We start from the raw sequence: 17,495 nt of genomic DNA on the forward strand, positions 1-17,495 counted from the left end.
TTTTAAAATTGAACTCTAAAACTTACGTTGGGCGTAATCCCTAAAGACAAGTTTTCGATGGTAAGGATATCACCATTATTATCTTCAATATAATACGTATTGATGATGTTTTTTCTATCGAAAAGATTCCAAATGGAAACACCAATTGATGCATTTACTTTAGACGTGAATTTCAAGTTATAAGTCGTTGAGATATCCGTTCTAAAGTAGTCACTAATACGTAAGCTATTAGGGGATTCATATTCAACTACGCCATTGCCTGTATTTTGTAATTCAAGCGGTAAGGTTTGTGGTCGGCCTGAATGCCAATTCATACCGAATGCTATTTTTAAATTATTGATAGAGTAAGTGCTTGCGAAGGTTGCGGCATGTCGAATATCAAGATTATTAGGAAAACTGTTCCCTTCATTAAGTTCCTCAAAAGTGTAATCGTTTTTACTGTAAGTGTAACTCAACCATGTACTGAACGAATCAAATTGTTTATTGATTAAGAAATCAATTCCTCGTACTTGGTATTTTCCAATAGCACCAGCAAACTGAAATTGATTTTGAAACCCCTGACTTCTTGAAGTAATACCTTCAACATCTTTAATGTAGGCCTCTGCACTAATTAGAAGTTTGTTTTTGTTATAATGAATGCCCAATGCGCCTTGAACACTTTTAATAATTGGGACATCATCATTGTTCGACAATATCCATCGTCGTTTTTCAATGCCTAAGAAGTCATTTTGAAGATCAATAACCTGTGATGAGGTTTGACTTTTTAATTCGGCTAAAAACTCCAATCTAAAATCATTATTTAGTTTATGACTTACTGAAAGTCGCGGTTCTGTAAAAAACTCAGAAAATTTTTCGATGTAATTCGTCCGTAAACCAATTCTTGCATAGGTATTTTTATTTGCTGAGGTAAATTCGGCCTCACCATATATGGAGTGTGTTCTCACCACTTCTTTAACAAAACTTTCGAAATTCGGATTGTCAAAATCTTCAGAATTACTAATAATCACCTCGCTAAATTGATACCCTCCATGCAGCTTTAAGTTATCATCAATGTGATTAGTGGCATTAATTTTTATACCAAAATCATCTACCTGATTATCTTGATTCAAGCGTTGGTTATTAATGATATCATAGTTAGTAGCATTTAAATCGTAGCTGGTATAATATACCTGTGCCGTTGTAGTGAGTTTGCTATTCCAATATTTTAAATATTCTAAGCCTGTAGCAAAGTTAGATTGTACTAGGGAGTTTTGCAGCGGGCTTTCACTAGCATCATTTGACAGTTGGTCGTAGGTGAGATTATTATTAATGGTTGAAAAATTAAATCGAAATTGATCTTGATTAGTGACATCATAAAGAAATTTAGTCGCAATGTCATAGAAATAAAAGCGTTCATTATTTGAGATGACATCTGGATTGATTTGAGACGCATTTGAAAAATCACTATCCTGAAATACACGCTGTAAATATTGATCATAGGTTGGCGTAAAAATAAAGTCGGTAACAGACCGTCTAGCGCTTAGTTGAATTTCGACTTTTTCATTTAAAGGCACTTTTGCGAACGCATCGGCATGTATCAAATTAAATCCAGCACCAGCTTTAAATTCCTGATCGAGACTATTAGACTGTTGCATGTCGATGACACTGGAAACACCATCACCAAATTTAACACTAGTACCATTTTTAGATACATTTACCTCTTTTGTGAGGTACGGATTAAATGCAGATACCAGTCCGAAGAAATGTCCAGATTGATACATTTTAATACCATCCCACAGAATTAAATTTTGATCATGAGTCCCACCGCGTACATTGATGTTAGAGACACGCTCATCAACACTCAATATGCCAGGTAATGCTTGAATACTTTGCAGTATATCGGGTTCTATCAAACCTGGCAAAATACCAAAATCTTGTGTTTTTAAATTGATTTTTCCATCACTCTTTTTAGATATCCCTTTGGTAAGGTAATTAGTGATGATTACTTCCTCTAATTTTTGAGTAATGAAATAGCTAAACGGATTGATACGCTTAGAGATGACAATATTAGAACTATCCAGAATAATGAAATCCAAATTGGTATTGGTTTTCAATTCACTTAGAGCTTCCTCTAAACTGAGTTCTTTTTCAGGAAGTGTTGATAGTTTATCTGCAATAGTTAGGTCTAAATAGGTGAAATTAATGCGGTATCTAGCCTCTAATACGGTTAGAATTTCAGCAAGTGGACGTCGGTCTTTGAACTTGTTTTGGGCGAAACCAATGCCAGAATTCAAAAAGAATAGGATGATAAAAAGATAGATTACACCTTTTTTACTCACGTTTTAATGTAATGATATTGTCCAATTTACTATACTTTAATTGTAATGGTAAAGTAATGGATTTTAAGGCAATTTCAATATCATTATGCGTAAAACTTCCTGTAAATTTTTGAGAACCATTTAAGTTGTCAAATTCAATAGACACGTTATATTGTCTTTCAAATTCAGCAACAACTTCCCGGTAAGGAATACTTTTAAATATACTGGTGTGATTTAACCATGATGGATTGGCTAGGTTTTCTTTTTCGGTAGCAATATATTTCCCATCAATAATTAAAAAACGTTCTCCAGGAAGGAGTGCGCCTGATTTTGAACTGGTCTCAACACCAACTTTTCCTTCATAGCAAGTGACTTCAAAATAGTCTTTTCGTTGTTTAACGTTAAACTGAGTTCCCATTACGGTTACGGTGCCTAACGTCGTCTGTACATCAAATTTTTGACCTTTGGCAACTTTAAAGAAAGCTTCGCCATCCAATGTCACACTTCGGTCATTATCCCAACGCGATGCATTAAACGTAATGGCAGATAGTGCATTTAATTGTACTTCTGATGTATCAGGCAGTAAAATTGTCTCTTGCTGCGCGGCTAAAGTATTGGCAGTTGTATCTAACGTTGTGGTATAAAAATAAATACCAAAGCAGATTACTAATACCGCAGCGATTTTAGACAGAATAGGTATAAAGCGGTTTGTTGATTTCTTTTTTGAGCGAATTGTATCCCATATCGATTCCATAGTTTGATCCGTTTCGAAGGTGTTGGCCTTGAAGCTTTGAAGCTGTTCATCTAAATCCATAAGATCTTTATAGTCGTCAAGTTGCTTGAAAGCTTCAAGCTCTTGCGGATTTAAATCATGGTTTAACCATTTTTTTATGAGGTCTTCTCGGTTCATAATATACAATTCAATAATATAACAGTTAAGAATTAAAAAATCCTACCCTTATAATTCGTCAATATCTTCTCTTAATTTTTTTAGCGCTCCATATATGCGTTTTTCTACCGCTTTTGTTGAAATGTCTAAAAGTTGTGCGATCTCCTTAAAGCGCTTGCCTTCAGCGCGATTCATTAAGAATGCAACCCGTTGTGCTTCAGTTAAATTAGCAATAGCGGTCTCTAATTTTTCTTTGTATTGTTTTTCCTGAAGTAAAAATTCAGGATCTATATGTGTACTGTGTTTTGGTTTTGTTTGTCGATGCCGTAAAACGACTTTTTGATGCGCAAATTCATTCAACATTAAATTATTAGCTGTAGTGAATAAAAAACTTTTGGCCTTGTCTTGTGGGATTTTTGCACAGTTTTCCCAGAGCTTAACAAATGCTTCTTGCATTTTGTCCTGCGGATTTAGCTGACTGCCAAATTTATAATATAGAAAATTATGAAGATCTTTAGAATACTTTCTAAAAATAGATGAGAACAACCGCTCTTCGCAAATATTAGCCTTTAAAGGTTTTGACATGATAGTTTGATTGCGCCTAAGTTAAAAAAAAATTATGGTAGGGATTTTATAATCTCAGTTGTTATATATAAAATGAATACGATAGTTAAGTAAGCTTAACCGTTAGTTTTAGTTTTTAGTTGGTTAAAAAGGATTGTTGGTCATAGCAATCCTTTTTTTATATTTAGATTTATCTCACTTCGCTTTATAAATACACCACAAATCATTAAATTTGTCGCTTTAAAATTCTAAAAGAATATGTTTAATAATTTAAGTGAAAAGTTAGATAAAGCATTACATGTCTTAAAAGGGCATGGTAGTATTACTGAGGTCAATGTAGCCGAAACTTTAAAAGAAGTTCGTAGAGCCTTATTAGATGCCGATGTTAACTTTAAAATCGCTAAAGATTTCACCAATAAGGTCAAGGAGAAAGCCTTAGGTCAAAACGTATTAACAAGTTTGCAGCCAGGGCAATTAATGGTAAAACTCGTTAAAGACGAGTTAACTGAACTCATGGGAGGTGATGCCGCAGGTATTGATCTGTCAGGTGATCCAAGTGTGATTTTAATGTCAGGTTTACAAGGGTCGGGTAAAACAACCTTCTCAGGAAAATTAGCAAACTATCTTAAAAATAAAAAAACAAAACGTCCTCTTCTTGTAGCCTGTGATGTGTATCGACCAGCAGCGATTGACCAATTGCATATTGTTGGAGATCAAATAAATGTTGAAGTTTACAGTGATAAGGGAAATTCGGATCCTGTAGCTATTGCAGAAGCAGGTATTGCTCATGCTAAGGCTAACGGTTTTAATGTTGTTATTATTGATACTGCAGGTCGTTTGGCAGTGGATGAAGCAATGATGACTGAAATTTCGAACATTCATAAGTCGATTCAACCACAAGAAACATTGTTTGTTGTCGATTCTATGACAGGTCAGGATGCTGTAAATACAGCGAAAGCCTTCAATGATATTTTAAATTTTGATGGTGTTATCTTAACGAAATTAGATGGTGATACGCGAGGTGGAGCTGCAATTTCTATTAAATCGGTTGTTAATAAACCAATTAAATTTATTGGTACTGGTGAAAAAATGGAAGCTATAGATGTCTTCTATCCCTCACGTATGGCAGATCGTATCTTGGGCATGGGAGATGTGGTATCTCTTGTTGAGAGAGCGCAAGAACAATATGACGAAGAGGAAGCGCGAAAAATTCAGAAAAAAATTGCCAAAAACCAATTTGGGTTTGATGATTTCTTGAAGCAAATTCAGCAAATCAAGAAAATGGGTAATATGAAAGATTTAATCGGCATGATTCCTGGTGCCGGAAAAATGATGAAAGATGTCGACATTGATGATGACGCTTTTAAAGGTATTGAAGCCATTATACACTCTATGACACTTGATGAACGATCTAATCCATCAATTATTAATGCGAGTAGAAAAAAACGTATAGGAAAAGGATCGGGTACCTCGGTTCAGGAAGTAAATCAGCTACTCAAACAATTTAATCAAATGAGTAAGATGATGAAGATGATGCAAGGTGGAAAAGGAAAAGCAATGATGCAAGCGATGAAAGGCATGAAATAATTACTCATACTTTTTTATAGAATTAAATTTAGTGAGTCACCTCGAGCGCAGTCGAGAGGCCTTTAAAAATATAGAGATACTAATGAGGTCTCGACTGCGTTCGACCTGACAATAAAATACGATCCATGACACTTCTAGACGGAAAAAAAGTAAGCAACGATATTAAAGACGAAATCAAACAACAAGTTGATAAAATGAAGGCTAAAGGCGAAAAAGTACCACATTTAGCAGCTGTTATTGTTGGAAATGATGGGGCTAGCTTGACCTATGTAGGGAGTAAGGTAAGGGCTTGCGAGCGGGTTGGATTTGAATCAACCATGGTACGTATGTCAAACACGACTAGTGAAATTGAATTGTTGGATCAGATAGAAGAGTTGAACCAAAATGATGATATTGATGGGTTCATAATACAGTTACCGTTACCGCGACAAATTAATACCCAAAAAGTATTAATGGCCGTTGATCCAAGTAAAGATGTCGATGGCTTTCATCCTGAAAACTTCGGAAAAATGGCATTGGATATGAGTACCTTTATTCCAGCAACACCATTTGGAATATTAGAATTACTCGAACGTTATGGCGTAGAGACAGATGGTAAACACACGGTTATTATTGGACGATCTCATATCGTAGGACGACCGATGAGTATTTTAATGGGGCGTAAAGGATTTCCAGGAAATTCAACAGTAACACTAACCCATAGCCATACCAAAAATATTACGCAAATAACATCACAAGCAGACATCATTATCTCGGCGCTAGGTGTGCCTAATTTCTTAAAAGCTGAAATGGTTAAAGATGATGTTGTTATTATTGATGTCGGCATAACAAGAGTAGAAGATGAAAGTTCTCCAAAAGGATATGTGATTACTGGTGATGTTGATTTTGAAAATGTAAGTAAAAAAGCAAGCTTTATTACACCTGTACCTGGAGGTGTTGGTCCAATGACTATCGCCATGCTCCTTAAAAATACACTTTTGGCACGCGAGCAACGCATGTAATTAGTTCATTTGATTATATTGCAGTATGACTTTATTAAGTACTGCACTAGAGCGTGTTTTAATACTAAGTTGGGAACATATATTGCCAATTTGCATAGCGCTTATCATAGCGTTACTATTAATTAGTAATGCCAAACGACACTCTTCGGAAAGTCAGCAGCGCAATATTCATTATGTAGCTCTTTTTATCTCGGTTTTTGTAATAGTGTTTCATGTCTATTACATGTTACTGGGCGACTATAATTTCAAAACCGATTTGCCCTTATATTTATGCAGTCTACTAGGAATACTCATTCCTATTTTCACGCATTTCCGAAAGTATTGGATGTTTGAGATTTTGGTATTTTGGATTATTGCAGGTACTGCGCAAGGGGTTATTACACCAGACATTTCCGAAGGCTTTCCAAGTTTCGATTATTTTAGATATTGGATTGTTCATCTCGGACTTCTCATTGTAATCTTTTACAGTGTTTTTGTGTTTAATTTGAGACCAAAGTTTAAAAGTGTATTTAAATCGTTTTTGGCTTTACAGGTATACGTAGTACTCATGATGATAGTAAATTATCTGCTCGATGCGAACTATTTCTATTTAAATCAAAAACCAGACGCTGCTTCCTTGTTAGATTACTTTGGAGATTGGCCTTATTATATTTTGGTAGCCCAATTGATCATTATACCCTTATTTCTCATAGTTTATCTTCCTTTTTTATTCAAACGAAAAATGGCTCACTAATGTGTTTAATGAAATAGCGTTGTAAAACAGTGCTTTATATCATTAATTTTTTAAAAAAGTAAGAATAAAGCTACGTATTTATGCTTTTGGAATACGTTTATTAGGGAATAATCTAAAAGTTAATTGGACTCGTGGATAATTTTCTATTTTTCCAACCTGATAAGTATGAGCGTTTTATCCCTGCGCCCATTATTAGAATCCCTAAGACATTTTATTGGTTGATTAATAGCCCATCAACCCAAGTTTACATCTTAAATGTAACTGATTATGTTTGGTTTAATTATTAAAACCAATCATTATGAATGTTTTCGCTATTAATTTATCTTACGTTTGTTATAACGTTCTTAACACCTCGATTTCTAAATTCATGGTCAAACGGCAGTTACTGCTTACTTTGACTTTTTTGTTTTTTAGTGTTTTGTTCACTAATGCACAGACCGCAGCAGTTGATACACCTTGTGAAGGAGCACAACGTTGGGTAGATGGAGCCGCTTGGTTACCAGATGGGTCAGTTGATGATAATGTCGCACAGAATACCTTTCCTAAAGGTATTGTGAAATGCGGTAGTTCCGCTGAAACACAACCGTCAGTGGGCCCTTTTAATGGTTCTATCTATGATCCCTCTTCGTTTTTAATTGATGTATCCGGAGATACGTGTATAGATCCTAGTGATGGTTCAATAGTGACCCCACTTAATCCTACCAACGGTCAACCCATAATTTGGTTCAATTTTGATGTTCGACCACAAGCTGGTAGTTTTTAAATTCAAATTAATGATAATTCAGGTGATACAATAGCATGGGCATTATACCTATCAGGAGCCAATCAGGCAGGAACATCTCTCGCAACTAATGGGCAGCAATTAAGTGGTGATTGTGGTGATTTGACTAAAGTTTCATGTGGAGTTGAGAGTTCTAATACTTGGAATACAATTCCAATTAATGGTGCTGATTTCCTACAAGCGACAAACTTTTACCTTGCAGTATGGGATCAGGATGCTGATGGTGATGTAGAAATTAATAATTTCAAAGCTAGATTTGGTTGTGGAGATGCGAGTTTTGAAACATGTTCATTAACGACCAATACATCAGAAACAGTATGTAATGATGACGGTACTTTTACAGTAAACGTTCCAATAGAAGGAATTAATGGTGAATTTGTTGGTTATGATTCAAACTCAATAAATGCAAACGGGTTATCATCAACAGTCTGTCTCACTAATATTTCAGATTCAAATCCTGTGACTACGGGAATTATAACATTAACGTATACTCAAGGTAGTTCATATAATATAGAGATTTTCGAAACTAATAATTCAAATCCGCCTACCACCATCTCCCCCTCAGGAACATGTGATAATCCAGATCCATTTCCAGGTGATCCCAATAATGGTAATTCTGATGATTGTATAGCAAGCGCAAGTGGTAATGCACCTCTATGTTGTGTGCCTGAAGCGACTTGCAATCTTACTAATATAGATCAAGAGGGGTGCGAAATCCCTACAGCATTTACAAGTCCAGAAGATGTGTTTTCGAATATTGAATCTTGTAACGCGATAGTTACCATGACTGTTGAAGATCTTGGAGATACAGATGTTTGTGGCGATGGCGATGGTGCAGACTTTACCAGAACATATACATTATTGTTTGATGGAACTGAATTTGCTACCTGCGAGCAGAACATTATTATTACAAATCCAGAGTTAACCTTAAGTGCTAAACCAACAGATGTTGTAGTAGCAGCTTGTGACGATCCAGCAGATGAATTTGCAACATGGATATCAGATTTAAATGCAATGACAGCCTCAGGAGGATGTAATGCTGAGGTTGAATATTCAGTAGATCCAAATACACTTTCAGTTGATGGCTATTGTAATACTACAGCACAAGTAGTGACTGTAAATATTAACGCCAAAGACGATTGTGGTGAGACCACACCGGTAACAGCAACCTTTACGGTTCCTGCATATACAAATGATTTGGCATTGAGTGCTAAACCAGCAGATGTTACAACAGATGCCTGTGAAGATCCAGCAGTTAAGTTTGGGCAATGGATATCAGATTTAAATGCAATGACAGCCTCAGGAGGATGTAATGCCGAGGTTGAATATGATAAGGTGTTATTAGAATTATCAGTAGATGGCTATTGTAATACTACAGCACAAGTAGTGACTGTAAATATTAACGCCAAAGACGATTGTGGTGAGACCACACCAGTAACAGCAAGCTTTACGGTTCCTGCATATACAAATGATTTGGCCTTAGTAGGTGAGTGTCCGACAGACAATGTGTTAGATGGATGTTCTACAGATGCAGAGATCGGATTAGCCTTTGATGCATGGAAAGCATCAGTGTTAGCCAACTTTAGTGCTACAGGTGGTTGTAATGCAGAAGTAGAATATTCTACAGATGTATCAGCTTTAGAAGCACCAACCCAATGTGGTAGTGTAGATCAAGTGATTTCAGTAGCGATTAATGCGAAAGATGATTGTGCAGAGACCACACCAATTACATGTACATTTACTGTACAAGCTTATGTAGCTACACTAGTAGTTACAGACGTCGCCAATGAGAGTTATGCATCATGTGATTATGCAGATCAGACATTATTAAATACAGCCTTCCAAGACTTCTTAGATAAGTTTGGATTTACAGGCGGTTGTGATGCAACAGGAGAATTAGCAAGTGCTTATAGCGCACCAGACTTATGTTTAGGAGGAACAGTAAATGTAACATACAATGTAACGGACCTATGTGAAAATGGATCAGACACAGCAAGTTTCACAATTACACCATCACCAGTCTTAGAGGTAAGTTGTCCAGCAAATGTAAATTTAGGATCATCCTTAACAGCACAGGAAATTCAGGATGCTTATGATACATGGAAAGCAAGCTTCACCAAGACAGGAGGATGTAATGCAACAGATAACTTAGGGTCTTTCCCTGATTTACCAATTAATGAATGTGATACAGATATATTCTTAGAATTTGAGTATATAGCTATAGATCGTTGCAATCTAGACGGTGTAAGTTGCAGCTCTACTTTTAATATAAAAGGTCGTGAACCCGTTAATGCTGGTGAAAATGGAGAGCTTATAATTTGTGAAGGGGGAACAGTTTCTGAAGAGGAATTATTTGAAGCCTTACAAGGGGATCCTAACCCAGGGGGTACTTGGAGTCCTGAACCTAATGGAGCAGGAACATATTTCTATACTGTCGCTGGAACAGACCCATGTCCGGATGATGTGGCGACCGTAGAGGTTGAAGAATTAATTCTAAGTATTTCAGCAGAGGAACCAATTTGTGACGAAGAATTTGGAGAATATTCAGTTGTTGTTCAAGTTTCAGAAGGAACGGTGACTTCTAATTATGGTGAAGTATTTAATAATGGTAATAATTCATGGACGGTATATGATATTCCATATGATCAAAATGTAGCCATTACAACCACCAGCAGTAATCCGGAATGTGAATCGTCAATCGAGGTTATAGCACCAAATTGTGTCTGTGTAGAATTAGAAGTATCTAGCTTTGATGTGACATGTTTTGGACTCGATGATGGTAAAATTATTATTGATTTTGTTACTGAGGGGGCCACTGTTACAGTAAACGGACAACCTTATGACTTAAATATGATGTATGAGCCTGGCACGTATATAGTATCTGCGTTTTTCGAAGGAAATGATTTTGAGGAATGTGTAATTACTGAAGAGCTCACAATAGTTGAGCCTGAATTAGTTGATATTGAAGTTAGTTCTACAAATATTTCATGCTATGGAGCTAACGATGGTACGATAACTGTTGAAAGCCTTAGTGATGGAGCGTTTTATACAATTAAAAAGAATGGTTATGGAGCCGATCTTAGCGGACAAACAACGTTTGGACCTGGGACTTACGTTATTGTTGCCAGTCTTATTGATAATTCTTTATCTAGATTATCAAATACGGAAGACACTAATATAAAGAACAGAACTTTTGATCCTTGTGTTGATGTTGTTATTGTTGTCATTACTGAACCAGACCCATTAACTGCTCAGATTCAATCGAAGTTTAATGACAGTTTAATTCCTTGTGAAATAAAGGAGGGTGATCATTCTGTTACAGTCGGTGTTCAAGGAGGTACAGCGCCTTATGATTATACGTGGTATATGTCTAGTGCTAATCCGGATTGGTCAATTATTGGTTCTAATACCGGGCCAATATTATCATTTGATCCAGGACCAGGAGTTGTGCTATTCACAGTAATGGTAATTGATGCTAATGGATGCATGACAAAAGCGCAAGTCAAAATGTTTTCTGACTGTCAAGATGAAGGCAATTTTACTTTAAGGAATGAGTCTGTTGATTTTAATTTTGATATTTATCCAAATCCGACGAGTGGATTGGCTAATGTCTTATTATCTGAAAAAGACAATGGAGATACTACGGTTGAAGTGTTCAACCTAGTAGGGACGCTGGTCTTTTCTAAAAACTACAGAGATCTAAAAGAAGATAAACTTTTACTAGAGTTAGGCGACTTACCTAGTCAAGTGTATTATTTAAAAGTAAGTTCAGATAAAGGAACAAAAATTAAGAAGCTTATACTTGATAGGGACTAATAGGTAGTGCCAGAGTAATTAATGAACCCTAAACATCTCCAGTTATTTTTTATTGGAGATGTTTTATTTTGCAAATAATTGATGGATATCCTTAAATGCTTTAAATTCTAATGCATTACCGGCAGGATCTAAAAAAAACATGGTAGCTTGTTCACCAACTTGTCCTTCAAATCTGATATATGGCTCTATAATGAAGCTAACCTCTTTTGCCTTTAATTGGCTTGCAAAAGCATTAAAAGTCTCCCATGGTAGCACAACGCCGTAATGCGGTACGGGAACGTTTTTTCCATCTACAGCATTTGTGTGGAGCGTTTCCTCAGATTTTGGTTTGTAATGAATCACTAATTGATGACCGAATAAATTAAAGTCTACCCAATGGTCACTGCTACGACCTTCTTCGCAATTTAATATGTCCCTATAAAAGCGTCTGCATTCATCTAGATTATGAACTGGAATCGCAATATGAAATGGTGAAACTATTGACATTAGTTTTTAGCTTTAGTATTCTTTTTGTAGGTTTTATTTGAGTCTTCCAACAACTTTGAAAGATCATTAAATTCTTCTTCGGAAAGTTCTCTATACTGTCCAATTGGTATATCTAGAACGATATTCATAATACGAACACGTTTCAAAGTTTCAACTTCATAAGTTAAATATTCACACATACGACGTATTTGCCGATTTAAGCCTTGGGTAAGTACAATACTAAAGGTGTTTGAATTGATTTTATTAACCTTACATTTTTTTGTGGTTTGACCTAGGTCTTCCAAGTAAATACCATCAGACATCCTAATGAGAAAGGTTTGAGAAATAGGTTTGTCAACAGTCACGATATACTCTTTTTCGTGGTTGTTACTTGCTCTTAAGATCTTGTTTACAATATCACCATCATCTGTGAGAAGAATTAACCCTTCACTGGGTTTATCCAATCGGCCAATAGGGAAAATACGTTTGTGATAGTTAATATAGTCAATGATATTATCTTTTTCAACCCTTGTATCGGTGGTGCAAACTATTCCTACTGGTTTGTTAAAAGCTAAGTATACAAAATCTTTTTTTGTGTTTTCTATTAATTTACCATCCACACGGACTTCGTCATTTGGCGCTATTTTAGTACCCATTTCAGGAACCATACCATTTACAGTAACACGTCCAGCATCAATTAGTTTGTCTGCCTCTCTTCTAGAGCAGTAACCTACTTCACTCAGGTGTTTGTTGATTCGTTTAAGATTGTCGCTCATGCTCCAAATGTATAAAACTATGCATTAATGAATTCAATAATATGATTGTTGATAACCTCTGCTCTTAATCCATGCCCATAACCTTCCGTAGTAATAAGTTTTGCAGCCTTATAGAAATTATTAAAGTCTTCAGCATCATTATATGGAATGATTTTGTCGTCTTCATCATGAATTATTAATCCATTGATTATAGTGTCTTTTAAAAAACGAGCGGCATGAAAATATTCGGGTTTTTCATTGAATCGTTCTAAGACAAGAGCATCCATTGCTCTAGCTAATCTCGAATTGTATCCCATCATTTCAACATAACGAGTAAAAACACCAACGAAGTTTGATGGTGCCCCAAGTAGAATAATTTTATTCACAGACGGTAACTGGTATTTGCTTTGAAAAAAAGCGGTTGCCATGCCTCCAACGGAATGACCAATAACAATATTAGCATTAAACTTTTTTGCAACAGCATGAATACATTCAGAATACAAAATTGCATTAAATAATTTGCCATTGGTGTTTCCATGCGCAGGAGCATCCAAAGCCACAATTGAATACTCATGTATTTTTAAATGTTCTATCAAAGCTTTCCATCTAAAAGCATTGCTTTCCCATCCATGAGCTAGAAGAATGGTCTCTTTTTTTCCTATCCAGCGATAGGTTACGATTTTAATATCTTCGTATTTAACATCTTCAATATAAGCGGTTAAGAGAAAGTCTTTTTCTGAATCCTTGAGTTTCGTTCTACGAGGTCTTGAAAAGAGATGGAGTGCTACTTTTGCGCTCGCTCGAGGTGAAAACCAACTAATAAAATTTAGAATTGAACCAATAAATTTTGCTATAAAACTTCCCATTTAATCTTCTCTATTTACAAGTTCCATAGAAAAAGCAGGAAGACATATAGCTATATATTCGCACGCTTCGATAAATGGGTTTGAGTACTGAATTCTCGTGTGTTTATTGATTTTTATGGATTGGCCAGCTTCTAAAACAACTTCTTCATCATTAATAATAAATTGCTTCTTCCCTCTTATGATATAGGTGTATTCATCAAATTCTGGCGTTTGAAAAGGTTCACTCCAACCTGGCGGTGCAATCATGTGAGCGATGCTTATTTGAGAATTACCAGTAGTGGCATTACCAAAATGTTCTTCAATAAGTTTACCGTCTGTTGTGGGAACAACAAATGGCCTTTTTTGTATGATGTATGGTTTTTTACTCACAATAATATCTAAGCGATTCTACCAGTGAATCATAAAATATTTAATTTTCGCATGATCTGGAATTTGAACAGCTTCAATTTTTAAAGCCATGTCAAATCTAAGATTTGCGGGTAATTCTTTTTTGTCAATGGTAAATGAGGCATTGATTTCGTTGACCGAGAGTACAATGGTATTTATCAAATTATTGATGCTAGAAATTTTATAGCTTTCTCTAATATCTTTAAATGTACTTAATGTTGAAATGTTCTTTTTAGTATTATAGTTATCATTTAATACACGAACACTTTTTATCAAAGATGTGGAGTCTAAAGCTTGACTAGGCGTGAGGTATAGTAGCTTTTCGCCTTCAGAATTATAAATAATAATATCGCTATTTTGTCCTGTAAACTCATCTCCTTTTATTGAAGATACAATAGAGTCATTTGGGAATGCGAATTTCAAATCTTTTACTTGGGTTGAATCTGTTAGTAAACCAACATGCTGTTTACTAATTTCAAATGGATCTTGTTTTTTTTCCGAAGTACAACTTGCAAATGCAAGAATTGTCATTGTAACAGCGAATGAATTTTTAAAATAGGTCTTCACAAATAATCTGTTTTAAGGGTAATAATTAATTTTAATAACAATTTATTTTAGCATTTTGGTCAAAATACCAAGAACACTTCTAATGACAGTAGGACTTGTCAAAACTTTAACAATTGGGTTTTGTCGGTTACTACGACTTCTAGATTGAGAGGTTCGTCTTTTAGTTTCCGCTTTTTCAAGAGCTTCCTTTTCTTCTCGAGCCTTTTCTTTTGCTTCTTCTGCTTCGGCTACCTCAATTTTCTTATTGAGGAGTTCATAAGCACTTTCTCTATCAATCTCTTCGTTGTATTTTTTAGCAAGTTTAGAATCAGCTAGAAGCGCACCTAATTCTGACTCGGTAAGAATATCCATTCTACTCATTGGAGCACGCATCATCGTTGCAGCTAAAGGTGTTGGTTTTCCTTTTTCATTCAATGCAGAAACCAATGCCTCTCCAATTCCAAGAGAGGTTAAAACATCTGCAGTATCATAATAATTAGTATCTGGATAATTTTGTGCTGTGAGTTTGATGGCTTTGCGGTCTTTAGCTGTAAATGCTCTAAGTGCATGCTGAACTTTTAAGCCTAACTGGCCTAGCACAGCCTCAGGAACATCGGTCGGATTTTGAGTCACAAAATAAAGACCTACACCTTTACTACGAATCAGTTTTACGATGCTTTCAATTTGATTCAACAAGGCTTTCGATGCTTCGTTAAAAATTAAGTGAGCTTCATCAATAAACATAATCAATTCTGGACGACCACTATCACCTTGCTCAGGAAATGTAGAATAAATTTCGGCCAATAAACTCAACATGAATGTTGAAAATAACTTTGGTCTGTCTTGAATATCAGTTAAACGAATAATATTGATATAACCTCTACCGTCCTTATCAACACGCAAAAGATCATCAACATCAAAAGAGGTCTCCCCAAAGAACAGTTCAGCACCTTGTTGTTCTAATTCTACTACCTTTCTTAGAATAGCACCTGTTGAGGCTGTTGAAATTCGACCATAGGCCTGTGTGAACTCTTCTTTTCCTTCTTGAGTGGCGTAATGAAGAATCTTTTTGAAATCTTTTAAATCAAGTAGGGGTAATTTATTATCATCACAATACTTAAAGATAACTGCAACCACACCAGATTGAGCATCTGAAAGATTTAGTATTCTCGATAATAGAACGGGTCCGAATTCACTCACCGTAGCGCGAAGTCTAACACCATCTTGTTCTGATAAAGAAAGTACTTCAACAGGATAGGATTTGGGTTCAAACGGCAATCCAATTTTTTCGTGACGCTCGTCAATTTTTGGATGTCCCGGACTTGGTTGTGCTAAACCACTTAAATCCCCTTTAATATCCATCAGTAATACAGGTACTCCTTTGTCGCTTAAGCTTTCAGCAAGTACTTGTAAGGTTTTTGTTTTACCAGTTCCTGTAGCTCCAGCAATTAAACCATGTCTATTCATCGTTTTTAATGGAACATTAACATAAGTATTTGTTAGTGTTTCTCCATCAAGTATCGCTGAGCCTAAGGTGATAAATTCACCTTTATTTGTATTTCCGTCTGTGATTTCTTTGATGAAATCGTCCGTTCTACTCATAATTCAAAATTTGCATAAAAATAGTGTAATTTTAGTCAAGTATAAAATCAACTAAAATGAAAAATTCTTCTCTTTTTATTATTGTATGGTTTGGCTTCGGAATGTTTTCTTGCCAACAGCAATCTCAAGACATACTGTTTCATAAATCTCATGAAGCCAAAAAATCAGAGGCACCCTTTAGTGATGCTGTCGAAGCTAATGGTTTTCTGTTTTTATCTGGGCAAGTAGGAATGGATCACACTTCAAGAACGCTCGTAAAAGGAGGCATAACTGCTGAAACTATACAATGTATTGAAAATATCAAAGCAGTTTTAAAGCAACATAACTCCTCATTAGATCGTGTAATAAAGTGTACGGTGATTTTGAAAAATATTGAAGACTTTTCTGCTTTTAATGAGGTTTATAAAACCTATTTTACGAATAAACCTGCCCGAACTACTTTTGCGGCATCAGGTTTGGCTGTCGGTGCTCAAATAGAAATAGAAGTCATAGCCTTTAAATAATTATGTTTCACTTATAACTTTATAAGTATATTTGCATGCTATGACAAGAACGGAACGACAAGAACTTATTGATCAGGGATTGCTTTTGCCTTTAATGGAAGAATTTTATACCATACAAGGTGAAGGTTATCATAAAGGTACGGCAGCTTATTTTGTGAGAATTGGTGGTTGTGATGTAGGTTGTCATTGGTGCGATGTAAAAGAAAGTTGGTTAGCCGAATTACATCCACCAACTGAGACAGAAAAAATTGTAGAAAATGCAGCCAAGTATAGTAACACCATAGTCGTCACAGGTGGCGAGCCATTAACATGGGATATGGGGCCATTAACAGCCCAATTAAAAGCTAAAGGTTTACAAACTCATATTGAAACTTCTGGAGCTTACCCCTTATCAGGAACTTGGGATTGGATTTGTCTCTCGCCAAAAAAAATGAAGTTACCAACAGAAGAGGTTTTTGATAAAGCACATGAATTAAAATGTATAATTTACAATAAAGACGATTTCCGTTTTGCAGAAGAACAAGCTGCAAAAGTAAATAAAGATTGTATTTTGTATCTACAACCAGAATGGAGCAAACGCGACAAGGTTGTGCCTCAAATTGTAGATTATGTCATGGCAAACCCAAAATGGAAAGTGTCATTGCAAACCCACAAATATTTGAATATACCATAAACAAAAAAAGCTCTGAATTTCAGAGCTTTT

Annotated in this window: 16 protein-coding genes; 7 read left to right on the forward strand and 9 right to left on the reverse strand. The window is 35.6% G+C overall.

The features are described 5' to 3' along the window. Positions 1-2: 2 nt before the first annotated feature. Genes BLT57_RS06765 through BLT57_RS06775 form a run of 3 tightly spaced genes read right to left on the reverse strand, consistent with a single transcriptional unit; the run spans position 3 to position 3,771 of the window. Entirely contained in the window at positions 3-2,318 is a 2,316-nt protein-coding gene (locus BLT57_RS06765) for a TonB-dependent receptor (protein WP_172827436.1), read from the reverse strand. Continuing rightward, positions 2,311-3,207 carry a FecR family protein gene (locus BLT57_RS06770; protein WP_091424005.1) on the reverse strand — a complete coding sequence of 299 codons (897 nt, stop codon included), beginning with the start codon at positions 3,205-3,207 and terminating at the stop codon, positions 2,311-2,313. The genes BLT57_RS06765 and BLT57_RS06770 overlap by 8 nt, the downstream gene beginning before the upstream one ends. Before the next feature lie 48 nt (positions 3,208-3,255). Continuing rightward, the gene (locus BLT57_RS06775; RefSeq protein WP_091424008.1) at positions 3,256-3,771 is read right to left on the reverse strand and encodes an RNA polymerase sigma factor; all 516 of its coding nucleotides are present in this window, start codon (positions 3,769-3,771) and stop codon (positions 3,256-3,258) included. A 237-nt stretch (positions 3,772-4,008) separates the two neighbouring features. Between BLT57_RS06775 and ffh the strand changes: the two genes are divergently transcribed. From ffh to BLT57_RS06800, 5 genes are all read left to right on the forward strand, one after another. Continuing rightward, complete coding sequence (gene ffh / locus BLT57_RS06780) at positions 4,009-5,337, forward strand: signal recognition particle protein (protein ID WP_091424011.1); 1,329 nt, start codon at positions 4,009-4,011, stop codon at positions 5,335-5,337. Positions 5,338-5,462: 125 nt separating this feature from the next. Next, the gene (locus tag BLT57_RS06785; protein ID WP_091424014.1) at positions 5,463-6,338 is read left to right on the forward strand and encodes a bifunctional 5,10-methylenetetrahydrofolate dehydrogenase/5,10-methenyltetrahydrofolate cyclohydrolase; all 876 of its coding nucleotides are present in this window, start codon (positions 5,463-5,465) and stop codon (positions 6,336-6,338) included. 25 nt (positions 6,339-6,363) lie between these two features. Continuing rightward, complete coding sequence (locus BLT57_RS06790; protein WP_091424017.1) at positions 6,364-7,071, forward strand: TIGR02206 family membrane protein; 708 nt, start codon at positions 6,364-6,366, stop codon at positions 7,069-7,071. A gap of 298 nt (positions 7,072-7,369) precedes the next feature. Then, entirely contained in the window at positions 7,370-7,834 is a 465-nt protein-coding gene (locus tag BLT57_RS06795; RefSeq protein ID WP_157717135.1) for a hypothetical protein, read from the forward strand. Positions 7,835-7,954: 120 nt separating this feature from the next. Then, complete coding sequence (locus tag BLT57_RS06800) at positions 7,955-11,668, forward strand: T9SS type A sorting domain-containing protein (RefSeq protein ID WP_091424022.1); 3,714 nt, start codon at positions 7,955-7,957, stop codon at positions 11,666-11,668. A 63-nt stretch (positions 11,669-11,731) separates the two neighbouring features. On the opposite strand, the gene BLT57_RS06805 is transcribed toward BLT57_RS06800, so the two are convergent. Genes BLT57_RS06805 through BLT57_RS06830 form a run of 6 tightly spaced genes read right to left on the reverse strand, consistent with a single transcriptional unit; the run spans position 11,732 to position 16,289 of the window. Further along, on the reverse strand, positions 11,732-12,154 hold the full coding sequence (locus BLT57_RS06805; protein WP_091424025.1) for a VOC family protein: 423 nt from the start codon (positions 12,152-12,154) through the stop codon (positions 11,732-11,734). Then, positions 12,154-12,909: a pseudouridine synthase gene (locus BLT57_RS06810; RefSeq protein WP_091424028.1), complete on the reverse strand. Its 756-nt coding sequence runs from the start codon at positions 12,907-12,909 to the stop codon at positions 12,154-12,156. Before BLT57_RS06810 ends, BLT57_RS06805 begins: the two co-directional genes overlap by 1 nt. 17 nt (positions 12,910-12,926) lie before the next feature. Then, positions 12,927-13,754: an alpha/beta hydrolase gene (locus BLT57_RS06815; RefSeq protein WP_091424029.1), complete on the reverse strand. Its 828-nt coding sequence runs from the start codon at positions 13,752-13,754 to the stop codon at positions 12,927-12,929. Next, positions 13,755-14,123 carry a cupin domain-containing protein gene (locus BLT57_RS06820; protein WP_091424032.1) on the reverse strand — a complete coding sequence of 123 codons (369 nt, stop codon included), beginning with the start codon at positions 14,121-14,123 and terminating at the stop codon, positions 13,755-13,757. It lies immediately after the preceding gene. 18 nt (positions 14,124-14,141) lie between these two features. Beyond that, positions 14,142-14,708, reverse strand: a complete 567-nt coding sequence (locus BLT57_RS06825) for a hypothetical protein (protein ID WP_231928786.1) — start codon at positions 14,706-14,708, stop codon at positions 14,142-14,144. A 42-nt stretch (positions 14,709-14,750) separates the two neighbouring features. Then, the gene (locus BLT57_RS06830; RefSeq protein ID WP_091424035.1) at positions 14,751-16,289 is read right to left on the reverse strand and encodes a helicase HerA-like domain-containing protein; all 1,539 of its coding nucleotides are present in this window, start codon (positions 16,287-16,289) and stop codon (positions 14,751-14,753) included. 56 nt (positions 16,290-16,345) lie between these two features. Between BLT57_RS06830 and BLT57_RS06835 the strand changes: the two genes are divergently transcribed. Together BLT57_RS06835 and BLT57_RS06840 are read left to right on the forward strand one after the other, a co-directional pair. Next, positions 16,346-16,792 carry a RidA family protein gene (locus BLT57_RS06835; RefSeq protein WP_091424038.1) on the forward strand — a complete coding sequence of 149 codons (447 nt, stop codon included), beginning with the start codon at positions 16,346-16,348 and terminating at the stop codon, positions 16,790-16,792. Positions 16,793-16,832: 40 nt separating this feature from the next. Next, positions 16,833-17,465, forward strand: coding sequence for a 7-carboxy-7-deazaguanine synthase QueE (locus BLT57_RS06840; protein ID WP_091424040.1), 633 nt, complete (start codon positions 16,833-16,835; stop codon positions 17,463-17,465). Positions 17,466-17,495 lie beyond the last annotated feature (30 nt).

Source organism: Formosa sp. Hel1_31_208 (genome assembly GCF_900104785.1).
GTDB lineage: Bacteria > Bacteroidota > Bacteroidia > Flavobacteriales > Flavobacteriaceae > Psychroserpens.